This window comes from Ensifer sp. Root954, from assembly GCF_001429005.1.
Taxonomy (GTDB): domain Bacteria; phylum Pseudomonadota; class Alphaproteobacteria; order Rhizobiales; family Rhizobiaceae; genus Ensifer; species Ensifer adhaerens.
In genome coordinates, this window is sequence record NZ_LMJM01000047.1 from 21,436 (window position 1) to 39,801 (window position 18,366).

Annotated in this window: 11 protein-coding genes; 4 read left to right on the forward strand and 7 right to left on the reverse strand. The window is 62.9% G+C overall.

Features of this window, described 5'->3' with window-relative positions; all coding sequences use genetic code 11:
• Positions 1 to 153 precede the first annotated feature (153 nt).
• Complete coding sequence (locus tag ASE71_RS27100; protein WP_060520285.1) at positions 154 to 5,856, reverse strand: alpha/beta fold hydrolase; 5,703 nt, start codon at positions 5,854 to 5,856, stop codon at positions 154 to 156.
• A 346-nt stretch (positions 5,857 to 6,202) separates the two neighbouring features.
• On the opposite strand from ASE71_RS27100, the gene ASE71_RS27105 reads away from it, so the two are divergent.
• Positions 6,203 to 10,216, forward strand: coding sequence for an AAA family ATPase (locus ASE71_RS27105; protein ID WP_060520286.1), 4,014 nt, complete (start codon positions 6,203 to 6,205; stop codon positions 10,214 to 10,216).
• Positions 10,217 to 10,224: 8 nt separating this feature from the next.
• On the opposite strand, the gene ASE71_RS27110 is transcribed toward ASE71_RS27105, so the two are convergent.
• From ASE71_RS27110 to ASE71_RS27125, 4 genes are all read right to left on the reverse strand, one after another.
• Positions 10,225 to 10,725 (reverse strand): NUDIX hydrolase, encoded by a 501-nt coding sequence (locus ASE71_RS27110; RefSeq protein ID WP_060530503.1) that lies wholly within the window; start codon positions 10,723 to 10,725, stop codon positions 10,225 to 10,227.
• 205 nt (positions 10,726 to 10,930) lie between these two features.
• Positions 10,931 to 11,884 carry a substrate-binding domain-containing protein gene (locus tag ASE71_RS27115; RefSeq protein WP_034798145.1) on the reverse strand — a complete coding sequence of 318 codons (954 nt, stop codon included), beginning with the start codon at positions 11,882 to 11,884 and terminating at the stop codon, positions 10,931 to 10,933.
• Positions 11,885 to 11,947: 63 nt separating this feature from the next.
• Positions 11,948 to 12,958 (reverse strand): ABC transporter permease, encoded by a 1,011-nt coding sequence (locus ASE71_RS27120; RefSeq protein WP_034798144.1) that lies wholly within the window; start codon positions 12,956 to 12,958, stop codon positions 11,948 to 11,950.
• Between the two features lie 70 nt (positions 12,959 to 13,028).
• Positions 13,029 to 14,555 carry a sugar ABC transporter ATP-binding protein gene (locus tag ASE71_RS27125; protein WP_060520288.1) on the reverse strand — a complete coding sequence of 509 codons (1,527 nt, stop codon included), beginning with the start codon at positions 14,553 to 14,555 and terminating at the stop codon, positions 13,029 to 13,031.
• 161 nt (positions 14,556 to 14,716) lie between these two features.
• Here ASE71_RS27125 and ASE71_RS27130 point away from each other — a divergent pair, with 161 nt between their 5' ends.
• Positions 14,717 to 15,739, forward strand: coding sequence for a LacI family DNA-binding transcriptional regulator (locus ASE71_RS27130; RefSeq protein WP_060520289.1), 1,023 nt, complete (start codon positions 14,717 to 14,719; stop codon positions 15,737 to 15,739).
• Between the two features lie 116 nt (positions 15,740 to 15,855).
• A complete protein-coding gene (locus tag ASE71_RS27135) occupies positions 15,856 to 16,155 on the forward strand; it encodes a PRC-barrel domain-containing protein (RefSeq protein ID WP_034798138.1) in 300 nt (99 codons plus the stop codon).
• A gap of 167 nt (positions 16,156 to 16,322) precedes the next feature.
• On the opposite strand, the gene ASE71_RS27140 is transcribed toward ASE71_RS27135, so the two are convergent.
• Entirely contained in the window at positions 16,323 to 16,685 is a 363-nt protein-coding gene (locus ASE71_RS27140) for a winged helix-turn-helix transcriptional regulator (RefSeq protein WP_060520290.1), read from the reverse strand.
• A gap of 337 nt (positions 16,686 to 17,022) precedes the next feature.
• Here ASE71_RS27140 and ASE71_RS27145 point away from each other — a divergent pair, with 337 nt between their 5' ends.
• Positions 17,023 to 17,373, forward strand: a complete 351-nt coding sequence (locus tag ASE71_RS27145) for a GFA family protein (protein WP_234852828.1) — start codon at positions 17,023 to 17,025, stop codon at positions 17,371 to 17,373.
• Positions 17,374 to 17,454: 81 nt separating this feature from the next.
• Here the strand turns inward: ASE71_RS27145 and ASE71_RS27150 are convergent, their stop codons facing one another.
• Positions 17,455 to 18,357 carry a TolC family protein gene (locus ASE71_RS27150; RefSeq protein ID WP_162251867.1) on the reverse strand — a complete coding sequence of 301 codons (903 nt, stop codon included), beginning with the start codon at positions 18,355 to 18,357 and terminating at the stop codon, positions 17,455 to 17,457.
• Positions 18,358 to 18,366 lie beyond the last annotated feature (9 nt).

Sequence of the window (18,366 nt, forward strand, 5' to 3'; positions counted from 1 at the left end):
CCATTAACATGTTAAGTTTATTTTGAACCGACTGTCAAGCGACGGCATCGGGCGACAAAACGGCATGGCGGATCACCCGGACACGTCCTCGTGAACGGGCCCGCTCGAGCCTTCCCGTAAGGATTTGAACCAGTAACGCGCCAGGAGATGGGATCAGAGCGTGAGCGTCTGCACAGTCCCCGCATATTCGCAGTCGAGCTTCCAATCGGCGCCATCCTGCCGGACGTGGAGAAAAGTCGCACCGTCGCCGGGAGCCGGCCGGGTCGCGTCGACGATGCAGTGATAGCGCTTGGCCTTGTAGTCGAACTCGAACGTCTCCTGCTCGACGATATCCTCGTCGATCCCGTTTGCAAAAGGATAAGGCGCATACATTGCCGCGGTGTGGATCGAATGCACGGTCGTGATCGGCGTGCCGTCCATTTCCGTCAGAAGCGCCGTTGCAATGCAGCCCCGGTGTTCATCACCGGAGAGGAGCACGACATGCTTGATCTTTCCGGCGGCGATGGCGCCGAGAACATCACGCAGACTGTTCGGATAGCCATCCCAGCCATCGGAACGTAGCGCACTCAGGTTGTCCGGGCTGAGGCTGGCATCGCGCTGGATCGCCCGGCGATGACGCGGGAGAAACATCGATGGCGACGCTATGAACTTCGGGCCATTTTTTAAAAGCCACGTCTCCAGGTCGCTCATCGTCTCGCCGACGCCCGTCTTGAACAGGGTCGCATTGGCAAGCCCGGCGCCGATCTTGCGGTGCGTCCTTTCGCTGCGCGTGTCGAGCAGGAAGAAATGGAAGCCCTCGTAGTCGAACGTCTTCAGCTTGGGATCCACTCCACGCTGGTATTTCTCGAAGGCCGCGAAGCCCTCCTTCTTCAGCTTGGCATTCGTATCGATATCGTTCGGAGAGGCAAGCGGCTCCCAGTTGTCGTCGATCTCATGGTCGTCGAGCAGCATGAACGACGGTATGCGGCGCAGGACCTCGCGCACGCTGCGTTCCTGCAACCAAGCTTCGTAAGGGAGGCGATACCTGTCATCGCTCGCGGCCGGATCGTAGAGCCCTGCGGTCGGATCCACATAGACCTGATCGCCGACGAGGAGCGCGAACTTCGGCTGGATACCCACCCCCGCCCCTATTCTGTCAGCGACCTCGGCATAGGAGCGATAGGCAACCTTCCTGTCGATGAACCCGGCCGGGTACTGGCACGAAGCCAGGATGAAGCTGGTGCCGGCGGGCGAAGGCTGAACAGGAGGAGCGAGCGGGGAATCGTAGGGGATAACGCCGTCCATCATTGCCCGGTCCTGCTCGACCAGATTTTCCAGAACCGACGCTCCCATAAGGAAGTTGAGGTTCATCGAGGAACTTGCAGGCGTCGCCGTCTGCGGAGCGGCGCCGACCGTCAGGTTGGTCGTCGGGGTCGTGTCCTTGTAGACGAGGCGGTTCGGCGAAAATTTCACAGCCTTGCCCGGATTGATGTCGGGCTGCGGCGCATCCATCATCCGCGAGGCGGCCTGCGAGATCCGCTCGAAACGCTGATAGGGAAGTACCTCCAGCACCCTCTCCGGGTTCTCGTTCGACTCGCGAAGCAGCGCCCGATAGACGACGCCATTCTTGGCGAGCGCGTAGTATGTCTCCTCAATGAACGGCGGCAGAAGCTTGTCTTCCGCGTAGGCAAGCAAGACGAGCAACGCGTTTCCCGGGAAGTTCGGATCATACCCCGGCATTGATGTCGGGAGCGGCGCCTTGAACGCATCCCAGTGGTTGTCGCGCAACGCCGGGGACCAGTAGACCATCATGTGGCTGACGATGTAAGGCAGATCCCAGGGCTGGCCATCCGGACGCTGGATGTCGTCGCCGTTTACCAGCACGCGCAGCATGATCACGCCCTCGGTCTGGCGGATCGACGGCAGCGTGCCAAGGCGAATGGTCAGCTCGCCGTTCTCCTCGGTAATGATCGGCCCGATCCAGGGCGGGTAGGCCGTCATCTCGGTGTCTGCGGCCACAGGCTGGCGTTGGATGTTCTGGTCGAGGAAAGCTTCGATTTTCTGCAAGGTCGCATGCCGGGTCGTCCCGATAAGGGCGTCCTGGTGACCGGCGCCAGGGTTGAGATAGGGTTCCAGGTAGACACGACCTGCATCGTCGAAGACGCGGCGCATGCGGTCGACGGTGGCAGGATCCGTGAGACCGTTGCCCGATCCATGGACGCTAAAGGTGGGGAACTTCCACTTATCCTGCAGGACTTCTCGTGACACCAGTCGGTTTTGCCCCCGGAAGTCGGTGAGCATGGCATTACGCACGAAATGCACCGTCGTGGAAACCGTATTAAGGCTGAGCGCGCCGAAATGCTCGTTGATGAAGCGCAGCATTTCAGGCTCCATGTTGGCGACGTTGAAGTCGCGTCCATAGAGCGCGTCCATCCGGTGCCGGGTTCTTGTCCACGGCGTCCGCTTCCATGGCCAGATCGGATTTTCCACGTCGAACTCCTCGACCGGGTAAGGAAGCGTCGAAAGCACGCGGTCCCAAAGGTCATCGGCGAGCGTCGGCTTATCCGGATTGAAGCTGTAGCTGTCGGGCAGGAAGCCGAGAAGGTAACGCACCGCATAGGCGCGGAAGATGTTGGCAGGCGTAAAGACCACCAGCGGACCGACCTGCGTGAAGGCCACCCGGTCGACGAGGTCCTGGATCTTACCCTCCAGTGTGGCGATGCTGAAAACCATCGTGCCCATGCAATGGGCGATGACGTCGAGTTTCGGCACACCGGTCTGTGTGGCGATCGTCCGCAACACCAAGGGCACGTCTTCCTTGCCGATTTCGTCGAAGCTCCAGGCCGCACTTGCGGTCGGGTGCGCCGGGCTGGTTCTGAGGTCGGCGATCCAGACATCACGCCCCGTCTTCCAGAAATGGCTGGCGAAGTTGGGATTGACGGCGTGGTGGGCAAAGGTCGTCCCGCCGGCGCTGTATCCGTGGATCATCACCAGCGGCCGCTTCGTCGTGCCCGGATAGGGATAGCGGGTTAGCAGTACTTTCCCGACAACCGGCGGGCCGCCGAGTTGAGGCTTGCTCGTTCCGACGACGAGCGTCTGTCGTTGCGCCGCGACCGTGCCGCCGCCCTTGATCTTCAACTGCGCCGGCGGGCGGAAATCCACCGCGTCGTTTGCCGGGTCCTTGTCTTTATCGGGTGCACGGAAACTCCAGATATGCATTCCCAAAAGCAGCCGGAGAAAATACCCGAGGAAAGTCAGGAGCGCTCCGATCGCGGCGACGCCGTCGCGCTGTTCCGTGATGCGCACGAGCGGCACGCCGATGCGGGCGAGATAGTCGAGGTCGAGCGTCAGCACGCGCCCGCCGGACGCTGCCTCCAACCCCGGAAATTGCTCCAGCGCGACTTCCATGAGCTGACGCCATGGATTGGAACGCCGATCATAGGTGAAGCGCTTGATGCCGACGATACGATCGCCCGCAAGCGAGATGCCACCGGTGATCGGGTCCGGCGCGCCGACCTTCAGATCATAGACGAAGGCGCGGATCTCGCCGGACCGGCTGGCGATGGCAAGACCTGAGCGAACACGCTCAAAGAAGCCGGGCCCACCGTCGCCGTCGACGATCGCCTGATAGCTGTCGCGCAGGCCTCGGTTGAGCACCCATGCCTTGCCGGCACGCCAAATCCTGCCGCCGACCCACGTCGACTGGCGCTCGAGGACCCGCAGGCTGCCGGTCAGGGGCGCCGTAAAGACGGCGATCGCCTGGAGCTTCTGCTCCTTCAGACCAGCGGGCGCCCATGTCTGATGGAGATTGTCCCACTGATCCGCCGGAAAAATTCGGATCATGCTACGGGCCAACGGCACGGAGGCGTCGGTCGCGACCTCAAGGGTTCCATCGCCACCATTGCTTGGCGCCAAATCGGCCAGCGCCTTCGGCTCGAAACGCAGTGTGAGCTCGACAACTCGCGTTTCAGAGGCCGTCCCGGGCGCTGAAAACCTGACCCGGCCGGCAAGGCGCTCGATGATCTCGGCATCGGTATCAGGGGCAGATGCAGCGGCATCGGTTTCACGAAACACCGGGCGGGCCAAAGCTAGGCCGGGCGCAGCAGGGGCTGGGGCGACATAATTCCACGCGGCCGCGAGTGTCTCCGAGGCGCGCAGGGCCACTGCCGCTATGGTGAGCGCCGGATTGGTGCCAAGCGCCGTCGGGATAATCGAGCCGTCGAGGACCACGAGGCCATTATGGAAGTCGTTCGGAAGCTCCGATTTGAAAACACGCCCCAAATGATCGACGACGCCCGTCGCGCCGGTGTTGCCCATCACGCAGCCACCGAGCGGATGCACGGTCGTGAGCGGACCGCGCTTGTTTTGCAGCAGCCAGTTCAGGCTGGCCGGCAGGAGCTTCCAGACGGGATTGGCGATGACGCGCCCGCCCGTATTCTTCGCCAGCCGTGCCAGCGCCTCAACCTCGGTGTCGAAGATCGGCAGGGACGGCAGATCGTCCCAGCGCATCCGCGCCGTGCCGTCATCGCTGTCGGAAGCCGTTTCATCCAGTTCCATACGCCCGGCGGCGCCGTCATCGGCCATGACGGCATAGACGGCGGAATGTTCGATCCTGCCGGTCGGCGCCACATAGGCGTCGTCGTCCGGAAAGCCCCGCGTATGCGTCGACCAGTCGAACCGGTCGAGCCCGTGAAGCGTGTTGAGCGTTGCAAAGATCTCGGTGAAGGCGAGGCGCAAGCCAGCTGGAACGGAGAGTTCCTCGATCAGAACACCTGCCGTTTTTCGAAGATCGAGCACGCCGGTGATGGTGGGTCCGATCGCACGCTTGGAGGGCTGCACGGCCTCGTCCGAGACGGTATTGACCGGATTTGACGTGGCATAATCGGTCACCAGCATGTCGCCATTGGTCGAGCAATGGTTGCCGAAATGCACGGAGAGGCTGAGGCCTTTGGCCTGTGAGCGCTTCAGGATTTCGAACGAGCCGAGCGTGCCCGCCGCCAGCACGACCTTGCCTGCGCGCACCTGCAGCACGTCGCCGTCGCGTGCGCGCAGGGCCGCGTCGGTGTAGACGCAATCGACGATCCAGTTGCCGCCGTCCGGCTTGACGCTGAGCACGGTCGCGCCGCTGAAGATCTCTGCCTCGTTGCGCAGCGCCGTCACGAGCAGGTTGACGTCGAGCGAGTTCTTTGCGCCGAAATTGCAGCCCGTCGCGCAGTCGCCGCAGCGCACGCATTTATTGAGCCTGACATTTCCCGAGCTCACCGTGTCGGTCATCGCGACCGTAATCGCTGCCTCGCGAAAACCCGTCGACGCGATGCTGCGGAAGGACTTGTGTTTCTGGGGAATGCCGTCGGGATGTTTCGAGATGCTGTTCGGGACGCCGTTTGCGGTGCCGCCCAGAAGCTCGCCCGCACGATCATAATACTGCCGCCAGGTCGTCAGGTCCTTGAGGTCGTCGGGCCAGCGCGTGTGAAACACGCTCTCGTCGGGAACTTCCATGACGCCGGCATTGATCAGCGAACCGCCGCCGACGCCGTTTGCGACCACCGTGACGACCTCCGGGCCGATCCGCACGTCGACCAGCCCTTCCTTGTTGCGATCGCGGCGGATATGGCGAGGCAGTTCGGCAAGACCTGTTGGAAACGCGCCCGGCAGATACTCCTTGCCCCGCTCGAGCACCCCGACCTTGATCGGAGCGCCTCCCTTCGTGCGGCCGGCCATGGTGGCGGCAGCGATTGCGCCGCCATAGCCACTGCCGACGACCAGAACATCAAAGTGGAGCGCCGCCGGCGTCTTCCGAACCCGGTCGACCAGCCTTTCGAAACCCTGGGAAATCCACGCGGTATGCGAGGTGTTGTCGAAGTCAATGCTGGCCATGGTCGCCTCCGGGACGTCGGTCTCGGGCCCGGTGCAGGTATCCGTAGCTCCAATCGGACATAACGCTCTCCATAAGATGCGTCTGACGCCTGAACTCGGTGTGCGAGCCGCGATGGCTCATGTCTTTCGGTGATCCCCAACAGGGGGCATCGACATCCGGGAAGAATGCAAAAATCCGAAACGTGTGCGGTTTCCGCCAAAGCCGATCGATCGAAGTCGGCTAGCCCTCTTAGCGATTGCTAAATAATATGCGAGAGTCAGCAAATCGGCGAGGGATAAATGCACTTCTGCGCGAAGATGGCCCCTGTTTCGCGCATTTCGTGATCAATCACCGCGCGAAGGAAACATGGAGACGATCGCAAAATCGCTCGAAGGCTTTTTGCCGCTGAACTTGCTTGGCCGGCTTCACGGCTCTCACGGAGAGCGGCCGTCGGCGGTAGAGTTTCCGGCCGCCGTGATCTTTGTCGACGTCTCGCGCTATACGGCCCTCGTCGAGCAACTGGCGCGGCGCGGCAAGGAAGGGCTGGTGCAGATCCCGAAGCTGCTCGGTATTTCCTACGCGCGCTGCGCCGACCATGTCTGCGACCGGGGCGGCGAAGTCCTCCTCTTTGCGGGTGACTCGCTTCTGGCCTATTGGCCCGCCGACGAAACGGGTCTGGCGCGCGCGGTCAAGAGTGCGGCCGAGTGCGCCGAAGCGATCTGCAAGGAGAGCCGCGAGCAGCGAAATCCGGGTGCAGGCGAAATCGGACCTACCCTACATATCGGCATCGGCGCCGGGCAGCTCTGGGCGGCCGCCATCGGCGGCCAGCCGGTCTGGAACCTTGTGGCTGGGGGGGATGCCGTCGTTCAGGCCGCAAGTGCGCAGACACTTGCCCATCGCTGGGAAGTCGTTCTGTCACCAGAGGCGGCAAATGCCCTGACCAATGGCGAGGCAAATGCGCGCGCGCCCGTCGCCGCTCCGGCGCATCCGCACATCGCGCACGAATGGCTCGTCGCATTCCTGCCGATGCAGCTTCAGGAGTTGCTTGGCCCCTCGCCGACGATGATGGGCATCGAGCCCGCATCCCCCAACGCCTTAGCCGAAGGCAATGTCCATCGCGATGCACGGCTGGACACGCTTGCGGAGATCAGACCAGTGTCCGTCATTTTCGTCCGGATAATCGGTCTGCAACACCAAGATGCCCAAGCGCTCGTCCGACACCAGAACCTCTGCGCAACGCTTCAGGCGATTTCGCACCGCTACGGCGGTCCTCCGGGCGAACTCCTCTTCGACGACAAGGGGCTCGTTTACCTCTGCGCTTTCGGGACACGCGGGACGTTTCACCGCGACGACCCGGCCCGCGCCGTGGATGCCGCCCGCGCCATCGGTCGCCATATCACGGAGATGGGGCTTGCCGTCTCGGTCGGCGTGGCGACGGGCGAAGCCCTGTTTCGAGTCGTCGGCAGCACGCGCCGCCGACAGCTGATGGTTCTCGGCACGCCGGTCAATCGCGCCGCGCGCCTCGTCACGACCGTCTCCAATGATGTGCTGTGCGATGCGCCGACCGAAAGGGCAAGCCGGGCGTCCTTCGATTTCGAGCAACGCGGAACCGTCCAGCTGGCGGGACTTGGCGACGTGGCGCCGGTCTTTCGTCCTCTTGAGCCGAAGTCGCGGGCCCTGTCTGCGGCAACGCTGATTGGCCGAGAGCGGGAACTCGCTTTCCTGCAGCATGCTTTCGAAGAAACGCGCGGCGGTTCGAGCCGTCTTGTCGTCATCCTGGGCGAACCCGGCATCGGCAAGAGCAGGCTGGCTGCCACCTTTACCGACAATCTTCACGCCGCGGGAGTGGCGATTGCCGTGACGCTCGCCGAACGGGACGACCGGCGAAGCTCGCTTCTGGCCTGGCGACGCGTTCTTGAAAGGCTTTTGGGATTGCCCGCCGAAAGCGATGGCCTCGTCCTGCTCGAAAGCATTACCGCGCGCATCCGCACGGCGCCGTGGATCGCAGACCGCCTGCCCCTTCTTAACGACCTGCTGGCGATCGAGATCGAGCAGAACGAGGGAACGCGCCACCTGGAAGGTGCCCACCGCGCCGATGCGACCATGCGCCTCCTCGGCGATATCCTCGGCGTCTTGGCGCCACGGCCGTTCGCCCTCGTACTCGAAGACAGCCAGTGGCTGGATTCCGCCTCCTGGCGGCTGGTCGAATGGGTGCTCGGTTCTGTGCCTTCGCTGCTGCTCGTGCTCTGCGTGCGCTCCGAAGAGGTGCCCGAGGATCTGAAGCAATTGCGACGACGGGTCGAGGCGGCAGGCGAAGCCGGGACCGAGACAGAGGAGCCGGCACGGCGCTACCGCATCCTCGAACTCGAAGAGCTCGACGACGGCACTGTTTGCGAACTCGTTTCGCGCACTCTTGGCGAGGTTCCGCCACAACAGGAACTCGCGCGCAGGGTCGCCGCCCTTGCCGGAGGCAATCCCTTCTTTGCCGAGGAGATCGCGCTGACGCTGAAGAGCGAAGGCTTGATCGCCGTGCGCGATGGCCTCTGGCGCTCGATCCGCCCCCTTGAGGACCTCCAGTATTTCGAGGGAGTCGAGCGCGTCATCCGAGAGCGAGTGGATCGCCTCGACTCGACATCGCAGGACGTGATCAAAGCGGCGGCCGTCATAGGACGCTCGTTCACCTTTGCCGAGCTGGAGGCATTGCTGAAAGAAGAGCTGAATGCGGAAGGGCTCGGCTCCGCCGTCGAAAGGCTGGTCGATGCCCATCTGGTGCGCCGGCTCGGCCAAGCCGGAAGCTACGAATTCCGTCACGACCAGACGCGCGATGTGGTCTACGGATCGATGCCGGGCGACTTGCGCAGCCGCCTCCACGCATCGCTCGCCCACTGGCTGGAGCGCAGCCGCATTGAAGCAATGGGTGGAGATCTAGCGGTTCTCGTTCAGCATTTCGAGGCGGCGGACAACAAGGAGAAGGTCGTGAAATACGCGGACCTGGCGGCCGCGAGGGCTTTGCAGGTCGGCGCCTTCCGCGAGGTCGAGTTCTTTCTCGGCATTTGCATGGCGCACGAGCCGAAGCCGCAGGACTGGACGCCCGAACAGCGACTGCAGGCGGTTCGCTGGCGGCGCAAACTTGCCGAAGCGCACTACAGTCGCGGCGACATTCACGCGCAGGGCATTGCCGTCAGGAATGCGCTGAAAGCGGCCGGCCAACCGGTTCCCGTCTCTTCGTCTGCGACGCTGGTACGGCTTGCCGCGCGCAGCTTGCGGCTTGCGGCGCAGCAGATGCTGCCGGAAACAGCGAAGCTCGCCCGCCGCGAGGACCGGCTGTCCTGGGAGAGGGAAATGGCGCGGTGCCTGAACCAGGCAGCGCTGGTTGACTACTTCGAGCTGCGCTTCACCCGTGGAATGTGCAATCTCGTTGGCGCGGTGGCGCGCGCCGAACGGACCGGACGGACGATCGAAATGGCCGTCGCCGCCTCGCAGCTCGGCTGCGGCTTCGGGATGATGGGCTGGCGCTCCGGGTGCCGCTATTTCATGGAAAGGGCGGAGCGGATCGCGACCGAGCTTTCAGACACCGCGATCCATGCGCATGTCTGCAATCTCGACGCGCTCTGGCAGCTCGGGCGCGGAGAATGGGCGGGGGTGGACGCAAGGCTGGAACAGGGCCAGCAGTTCTGCCTTCGAGCCGGCGACCAATTGCGGTGGTGCAATGCCCAGGGCATGCGCTTCTGGTCGCTCTATTACCGTGGCGAGCAGGCCGCGCTCGAACCAACGGCGACCGCCCTGCTCTCGCGCGCGCAGAATGCCGGCAATATCCAGCAGGAAATCTGGGCGTTGCGGTGCAAGGCGTTGTGCGTGCTTCACACGGATCAGCCGCGCGAGGCCGTCGACATTCTCCGGCTGATCGGCTCAGCGATGCTCGGGTCGGTCGATCTGGCCGCGCAGATCTCGGCGAAGGGTGCGCTGGCGCTGGCGCTCGCGCGCACGGGGCGGCATGCGGAGAGTGTCCAGGCGGCCGCCGAAACCTTGCAACTGGTCAAATTGATGCGCCGGCCTTCGTCCCACAGCACTTTGGTCGGCATCTCCGGCGCCGCCGAGGTTTTCCTGCGGGGCCGCGAGGCCGGCCTCGCACACGCTTACGACGAATGGCCGCGCTGGGAGGCCCAAGCGCTACGCGAACTCAAACGTTATGCCCGAGCCTTTCCGATCGGCGTGCCTCAACTCGCGCTGTGGTCGGGCGTATCGCTCTGGCTGGAGGGCAAGGAGGCCGGCGCAATGTCGGTGTGGAAGGATGGCATGGCGGCCGCGCAACACCTCAGTCTTCGGCGCGACGAGGCCATGATCGCCGCCGAGCTGCGTCGCAGGCGGGACCGGCTTTAGGGACGTGACTAATCGGCGCAACTCGCGAGACTATCGTTTCCAAGCCCGCCCAGCCGTTCGGTGAGAAGCGTTTTAAGGCCAGGCTGCCCGACAAGCGACGCCGCGAGGGATGCCGGCACCCAGCGCATCGCGCGCGCGCCCTTTTCCGGAAAGTCGGGCGCCATGGACACAACGGCGATCAGGTGAACCTGGACGTGATAGACGGCGGTCTTGCCGACCTTGCTGTAGGTGTAGCCGCCGATTTCGTCGTTTAACGCCGTTCCGATAACACCGGCCTCTTCGAACGCTTCCCGGACGGCAGCGCCAGGGGTGTCTTCACCATACTCCAGGTGCCCCTTGGGAATGCCCCAGAGCCCGGTGGTGCGGCCGCAAATGAGCAGCACCTCGAACCGGTCCCCGCCGCTTTCCTTGCGAATGCAGATCGCACCAGCCTGGTCGACGACGACCGGCTCTGCGTCGGAAGCGGCTATCGCGTCAGATGACAGACGTGACACAGCGGGTGTTTGCATCATCGCTCTCATGTTGAACTGACTGGAAGCCAAGGGAAGATCAGGCGGCTATGTGACGGTTTTATGACGATTCATAGTGAGATTCAACAGCATGCTAATGCAATTGAAAGGCCGGCAAGATGGCCGGCCGCGGGGCAGTATTCTCAGCCTCGCCGAGCCTGATGACGGCCCACAAATCGCGGGCCGTCATCACATCAAAGCTTAATCAGAACGGCGAATCCGGGAAGTAGAAGTCCTTCGCATTGTCCTTGGTCACGAGCGTTGCATCGATCGTGTAGACGCCGCGCACCGGAACCTGGCCGTAGAAGTTGGCGACGGTCATTTCGAGCGCCGTGCCGACCATTGCCGGCGGATAGAGCACGTCGACCGGGATCATCTTGTCGCCGTCCATGACCTTCTTGATCATTTCCTTCGAGCCTGCGCCGGCGACGACATACTGGATGTCGGTGCGCTTGGCCTGCTCGATCGCCTGCAGCACGCCGACGGCCATGTCGTCGTCCTGGCACCAGACAACATCGATCTTCGGGTACTTGGTCAGGTAGTCCTGCATGACCTTGAAGGCATCGTCGCGGTTCCAGTTGCCGTACTGGCGGTCGAGAACCTTGACCTTCGAGCCTTCGATGCCCTTGTCGAAGCCGTCCTGGCGCTGCTGGTCGATCGGGATCGGCAGGCCGCGGATGACGACGACTTCAGCTTCCGGCGTCGTTGCCTTGATGTACTCGCCAGCGACCTGGCCAAGCGCCGGATTGTTGCCGGCAACGTAGAGGTCACGCACCGAGTTGTCGTTGACACTCGGGGCACGGTCGACGAGAGCGACGAAGGTCCCCTTGCCCTTCACTTCCTTGATGGCGTTGACCAGTGGATCCGGATCGGTTGGCAGGATGACGAGCGCGTCGATGCCTTGCGTCTCAAGATCCTGCACGGCGTTGGCCTGGCTTGCCGGATCGGGTGAGGTCTTGACGATGACGTTCAGGCCGGGATTACGCTCCATCAGGATCTTGGCGACCCGTTCGGCATGGAACACCACGCCGGCCGTCCAGCCATGGTCGGCCGCCGGGATCGAGACGCCGATGGTTACTTTCTTTTCCTCTTGCGCGTGAGACACGCCGGCAAAGGCGGTCATCGCGGCAAGGGTCAGGCCGAATAGCTTCTTGTGCATTAAGTTCCTCCCAAATTTCAGGTCAGCCTGTTCAAGGCCGGGAGACCTGTAGGCCCGGCCGTCTCACGACTTCCGCACCAGCGAACGCTGGACGAGCATCGCAATGATGATGATCGCGCCCTGGATGGCACCGATCAGATATTCGCTGATGAAGTTGGAGAGCAGCATGATGTTGCCGACCAACTCGAGGATGAACGCGCCGCAGATCGTGCCCCAGACGCGCCCTGCGCCGCCCTTCAGCGCCGTGCCGCCGACGACGACGGCGGTGATCGCCTGCAGCTCCCACAAAATGCCCGTCGTGGCCGAGGTCGAGCCGAGGCGCGGCACATAGAGGAGAACAGCGACCGCAACGCAGAGCCCTTGAATGACGAAGGCGATGGTGCGCACGCGATTGACTGAGATGCCCGAATAGCGGGCAACGTCGCGGTTGGAACCGACAGCAACGACGTGGCGACCGTAGCGCGTGCGGTAGAGGACAAAGGCAGCAACAGCAGTCACCGCAAGGATGACGACGATCGGAACCGGCACGCCGGCGATCGTGCCGAAATAGGCTGGCCGGTACATTTCCTGCAGCTCAGGCTCCTTGAGCGTGATCGCTCCGCCCTGCGAGAGCCAGGTCGTCAGCCCGCGATAGATGCCCATCGTGCCGAGTGTCGCGATGAAGGGCTCGATCTTGCCGACGGTGGTGATCAGGCCGTTGGTGAGGCCGCAAAGCGCACCGGCGACGATGGCAAAGAGGATTGCCGCCAGAAGCATGAGAACCGGATCTGCAATGACGCCGGAGTTCATGAACAGGATCATCAGGCTGGCGATGAACGCGACCATGGCGCCCACGGAGAGGTCGAGATCTCCGGACGAAATCACGAAGGTCGCGCCAACCGCGATGATCGCAATGAAGGCGCTTCGGGTGGCGACATTGGCGAGGTTGGTGATGCTGATGAAATTGGGATTGACCAGCGCGCCGACCAAGAGAAGCAACGCCAGCGCAACGAATGGCGCCACTGCCCTCAGATCAATGTCACGCCAGCTGCGGCGGCGGATGGCTTCCTGGCTGCCTTCCTGGTTCACGCTCATGTCCAATCGAACCTCCCCCATCTGTCGGGAATCTTGTTGTTGTTGCCGTCGGCCGCGCCGCTGGTGCGGCTCAAGCCGCCGTCTTTTTCTTCAGGCCTGCGGCGTAACGCATGATCTCCTGTTCGCAGATCTCGTCGCCTTCGAGAATGCCGGCGATATGGCCTTCCCGCATGACCGCGACGCGACTGCAAAGGCCAATGATCTCCGGCATCTCGGAGGAGACGACGATGATCGAGCGGCCATCCCGGGCGAGCGCCGAAATGAAGTGATAGATCTGCTGCTTGGTGCCGACGTCGATGCCCCGCGTCGGCTCATCGATGATGATGATGCTGGGGTCGGTTTCCATGACCTTGGCGAGAAGCAGCTTCTGCTGATTGCCGCCGGACATGCGCCCGGCTACGATCCTGTCGTCCCGCACGCGAATGTCGAAGCGACGCCGCGCCTTGATCAGGGCCGCCTCTTCGCTGCCGGGATCGAGATAGCCGAGGCGGCTGTGGCGGCCGAGCGATTGCAGCGTCAGGTTCGCCATCATGCCGGCATTGAGCAGGAGCCCCTTGGCCTTGCGGTCCTTGGTCATATAGGCAAGGCCAGCCTTGTTGGCCGCATGCACGTCGCCGGATGGCACCGGCTCGCCACGCACCAGCACCTCGCCGGCCGTGCGCGCGCGCAAGCCGACGATCGCCTCCATCAGCTCCGTCCGGCCTGAGCCGATCATGCCGGAAAAGCCGAGGACTTCGCCGCGGCGCACCTCGAAGCTCGCGTCGCGGACATAGCCGGTCGATACCGCATCGACGCGCAGAACCACGTCTTCGTCGACATCCGGCTCGTTCTTTGCGGGATAAAGGCTCGACAGCTCGCGCCCGACCATCAGCTGGGCGATCGCCTCGCCGTCGAGAATGGAGGTCGGCGACGTCTTGATCCACTGGCCGTCGCGCAGCACCGTCACGCGGTCGGTCAGTTCCATCACCTCGTCGAGCTTGTGCGACACGAAGACGAAGCTCGTTCCCTTGTCGCGCAGCTTGCGCACCAGCCGGAACAGGAAGTTCGTCTCCTCGCGCGACAGCACAGCCGTCGGCTCGTCCATGAACACGACGCGCGCATCGCGGCTGATGGCCTTGGCGATCTCGACCATCTGCTTTTCGGCAATCGAGAGCGATCCGATCATCGCGCTCTCATCGACATGCGAACCGAGGAGATCGAGCACACGACGGGTCTCGGCGCGCATGAACTTGCGGTCGAGCACGCCGAAACGGGTTACCTCGCGGCCGAGAAACAGGCTCTCGGTAACGGTCAGATGTTCGGCAAGATTGAATTCCTGGTGGATGATGACGATGCCGAGCGCTTCCGCAGCGCCATTGGCCGGCAGCTTCGTCGACTTCCCGTCAAGCAGGATCTCGCCCGATGTCGGCTGCTCGAAGCCCGACAGGATCTTCACCAGCGTGGATTTTCCAGCCCCGTTCTCGCCCATGAGCGCATGGATTTCGCCCTGGCGAAGCTCGAAATCGACGCTGAACAGGACCTGCACGCCGCTGAACGATTTGCTGATGCGGCGCGCCGACAGCACGACGGGAGCCCCGTCGACATGCTCCGTGGTCATTATCCCCTCCCTGCGGCCTCCACCGCTATTTCAATGATGTAAACCTTTACACTCGCCGATGTAAAGGTTTACATCGTGATTGCTCGACAATTTTTTTGGCTTCTTCGTTTGACCGTCGGGCGAACCTGTGTAACGTCCTCGCAGCAAATCCGAGGCCAAGTGTGTCCAATTCCCAGCCCGCAACCATTGAAGACGTCGCACGGATCGCCGAAGTGTCGATCGCGACCGTATCGCGGGCCATTCACATGCCGGAAAAGGTAGCCAAATCGACGCGCCTCAAGGTAAACCAGGCGATCGCGATTACCGGCTACACGCCCAATGCGATGGCGCGCAGCCTGCGGCTCGGGCGGTCGAACATGATCCTCGTTGTCGCACCGGATATCGGTGATCCGAACTTTTCCAGCATTCTGGTGGGTCTCGAAAACGAAGCGCGCGCGCATGGTTACGGCGTCCTGATCGGCCATACGCAGAACGACGCCCAGCGTGGCCTGGAATATTTGAAGTTCTTCAATTCCAACCAGGCGGCGGGCATGATCCTGTTTACGGGCATCCTTCCCTTCGGCCATCAGACGCTAACGGCGCGGCTGCCGCCGACCGTCGGCGTTTTCGAGCCGGTCTTTAACGGCGGCATCCCCTATGTCGGGGTCGATGACGTCGAGGGCGCTCGCAAAGTCGTCGATCTCCTGATTTCCGAAGGCCACCGGCGTATCGCCTTCATCGGCGATTCCAACACCCGCCTTGCCTATGGTCGCCGGCGGCAGGGATATGAAGCGGGGCTTGCAGCGGCCGATATTGCCATCAATCGCCGTCTGATCATGGAAGGCGACGGCACCGTGGAAAGCGGCAGGCTGGCGCTCGAACAACTCTTCATGCGTGACGACCTGCCGACCGCCTTCATGTGCGTCAACGACCAGACCGCACTTGGCGTGACGCTTGGCCTGCGCGCCCGCGGCTACGACATCCCAGATGATTTTTCCGTCACAGGCTTCGATGACGTCCCGCAGGCGAGTTTCATGACGCCTTCGCTGACGACCATCCGCCAGCCCCGCACCGCCATCGGCAAACACGCGATGGCGCTGCTTCTGGAACTGCTTTCAGACCAGGCCCCTTCCGAAACCGAAATCCTGCTGCGACCGGACCTCGTCATCCGCAACTCCGTTGGCCCCCCGCCGGCACGGCGATGACGCGACATTCGCAGCCCTTCTGGAAACTCCTGCCCGTGCTTGAACCTGTGACACGGTGATGGAACCGTTTGCGCTCGAGTCGGTTCTCCCACTATCAAGTCAAAGGAGCAACGAAGATGGATCACACTGGTCACGTACGCCTTGCAGCCACGGAACTGACACCGGCGATTTTGGAAGGGGCAACGGTTTACGGAGCGGACGACGATAAGGTCGGCACGGTCGACCACGTCCACGGCGTCGGCACAGCGAGCACCGTCGTCATCGACGTCGGCGGGTTTCTGGGCATCGGAGCAAAACCCGTTGCCGTGCCGCTTGCCGATCTCGATTTCATGCGTGACGAAGACGGCGACGTCCACGCCGTGACGACGTGGACCAAGGATCAACTCAAGGAAATGCCCGAGCATTACGACTCGTAGCTTGTCCGACATAAAGGCCTGAGGCTTCCAGTACCCAGGCTCACATTAGGATTGCGGCGGCGGCCAAAACATATCCGGCCGCCGCATACGGCTGAACACCCCGTCTCGCTGCGCCATCACTCCTGGAGCGAATGCCAGCCATTCCTCATCACCCAAGGGCTGCAGTTTCAGTTTCGGCCGGGATCGGCGCCATATCCTTCGCCCTTCGCGGCAAGCCTTGCCTGATGTTCCTTGCCCCACGTCGACAGGACCGTGACCGCCTCGTTCAGGGTCTTGCCGAACTCCGTCACCGAATACTCGACCCTTTGAACGGCGGCCGGAAAAACCTCGCGGCGAACCAGACGATCGGCTTCCATTTCGCGAAGTTGTTGTGCCAGGACCTTTTCGCTGATCCCCGGCAGAAGACGTCGCAACTCGCCGAAGCGACGCGGTTCGATGTTGACCTCCCACAATATCAGGGTCTTCCATTTGCCGCCGATCGCGTTCAGCGCCGATGCGAAGCCACAATCGTCCTGCTGCAACCGTTTCACGCGCCCCGCTCCCTACTTTCGAGTTACCGCTTACTTTAAAGTGCGTAATTTACAGGCTCCGAAAGCCGCTCCTATTAGACGGCAGCTTTCAACCGGAGTTGTCGTTCATGACCCATATAGGTGTTGCCGGCGGCGGGCGCATTGGCCCCGCGCGCGCCCGGATATTTCTGAAGCCTGGCGCGTTTGCTTCAAGTTATCTGCCGAGTGAACGCGCGGCCCTGGCCAGGTCGGTGCCATGACCACGAGCGATCGCCTGCAAGACAATGGACGGCCGCAGGCGCTAGAACGTGCCTGCAAGAGAACGGCAAGCTGTGCCTGCGGTGGCCTGAAGATTACCGTGAACGGACCCCCTGCCCGTGTCTACGCCTGCGCCTGTCTGGAATGCCAACGCGCAACGGGATCGGGCTTCGGCTATCGCGCCCGATTTTCCAGAGCGTCCGTCATCGGCATCGAAGGGGAACGCCGGGTGTGGCGACGCGGCAGCGACGCCGGCCGCTGGGTGGACCAGACCTTCTGCCCGACATGCGGAACGCTGGTCTACATGGAGGCGGAGGCGCTGACGGACGCGGTGATGATCTCCGCGGGCTGCTTTGCCGACCCGGACTTCCCGCCGCCCGCCGCCGTCTTCTGGGCCTCGCGCCGACATACCTGGTACGACCTGACGGAAGGCATCGAGACATTTGGATAGGTGGCCGATTTCCCCTCAGACGCAACATGTCGCAATCCACCGCGGCGAGGGCCACGGCGCAACATTAGGGAGCTTGTCCGCTCATCGTGTCTCGGTATCCGCCCGTCGGGCCACGAGGCCCAGGTCCTTGGCCCCGAGCCTGCCGATGGCCGACAGGATGCGGTAGCCTCCGACGACGGTCTCCCGCTCAGCGGTGGCGAGCTTCACCTGCGCCTTCACCACGTCGGCCTGGGCTTCCAGTACGTTGAGTAGCGTGCGCTGGCCGATCGCTTGTTCTGCCATCATGCCGTCCTTGGCCATTTTTGCCGCCTTGACGGCGGCCCGGTTGGCGGACGCGGTTGCGAGCGCTCCCTGGTATTGCGCCCAGGCAGAGGCCGCCTTCGACTGAACTTCGGCGTGCTGAACGTCGACGGTGAAGTTCGATTTCCCGAGGTCCTCCTTCGAGCGCCGTACCTCGGCCGCCGCCTTTCCTCCCTGATAGATGGGTACCTTGAGCTCGATGCCCGCCTTTTGCTCCGTCGCCGATCCGTCGAACGCCATTGCGTCGATCGCGCTCACGCGCTCACCTCTGCCAATCCCGATCGCCCCCTTCACGGTCGGCAGGAGCTTTCCCTCGCTGACGGCAACATTGAACATGGCGCCTTCGGCGAGGTGCCGTTTCGCCAGAAGAGCGGGATGCTGCTTGGCGGCAATCGCCAGCGCCTTATCGATGTTGGCGGGCAGCATTTTCACGGGAACTTTTCCACCGGTTAAATTGCCCGGTTCGTCGCCGATGACCTGCCTGTAGGTCGCTTGGGCACGCTTGGCTTCGGCATGGGCGAGGCTCAGTTCCGCCTGCGCCGCAGCGCGGCGCGCCTCGGCCTGAGCGATGTTTGTTCGGGTCCGTTCGCCTGCTTGGTGGCGGGCGATCTCGGATCGCGTGAGCTCCTTGAGGAAATCCAGATCCTGTTTGCGTAGCGCGACGATGCGGCGCGTCAGCACCACGTTCCATAT

What these genes read in the sequence shown, in the direction of transcription:
- ASE71_RS27120 (WP_034798144.1), bottom strand. Translation starts at nt 12,958, where the DNA reads ATGAGCGTGAACCAGGAAGGCAGCCAGGAAGCCATCCGCCGCCGCAGC.
- ASE71_RS27100 (WP_060520285.1), bottom strand. Translation starts at nt 5,856, where the DNA reads ATGGCCAGCATTGACTTCGACAACACCTCGCATACCGCGTGGATTTCC.
- ASE71_RS27110 (WP_060530503.1), bottom strand. Translation starts at nt 10,725, where the DNA reads ATGCAAACACCCGCTGTGTCACGTCTGTCATCTGACGCGATAGCCGCT.
- ASE71_RS27105 (WP_060520286.1), top strand. Translation starts at nt 6,203, where the DNA reads ATGGAGACGATCGCAAAATCGCTCGAAGGCTTTTTGCCGCTGAACTTG.
- ASE71_RS27135 (WP_034798138.1), top strand. Translation starts at nt 15,856, where the DNA reads ATGGATCACACTGGTCACGTACGCCTTGCAGCCACGGAACTGACACCG.
- ASE71_RS27125 (WP_060520288.1), bottom strand. Translation starts at nt 14,555, where the DNA reads ATGACCACGGAGCATGTCGACGGGGCTCCCGTCGTGCTGTCGGCGCGC.
- ASE71_RS27115 (WP_034798145.1), bottom strand. Translation starts at nt 11,884, where the DNA reads ATGCACAAGAAGCTATTCGGCCTGACCCTTGCCGCGATGACCGCCTTT.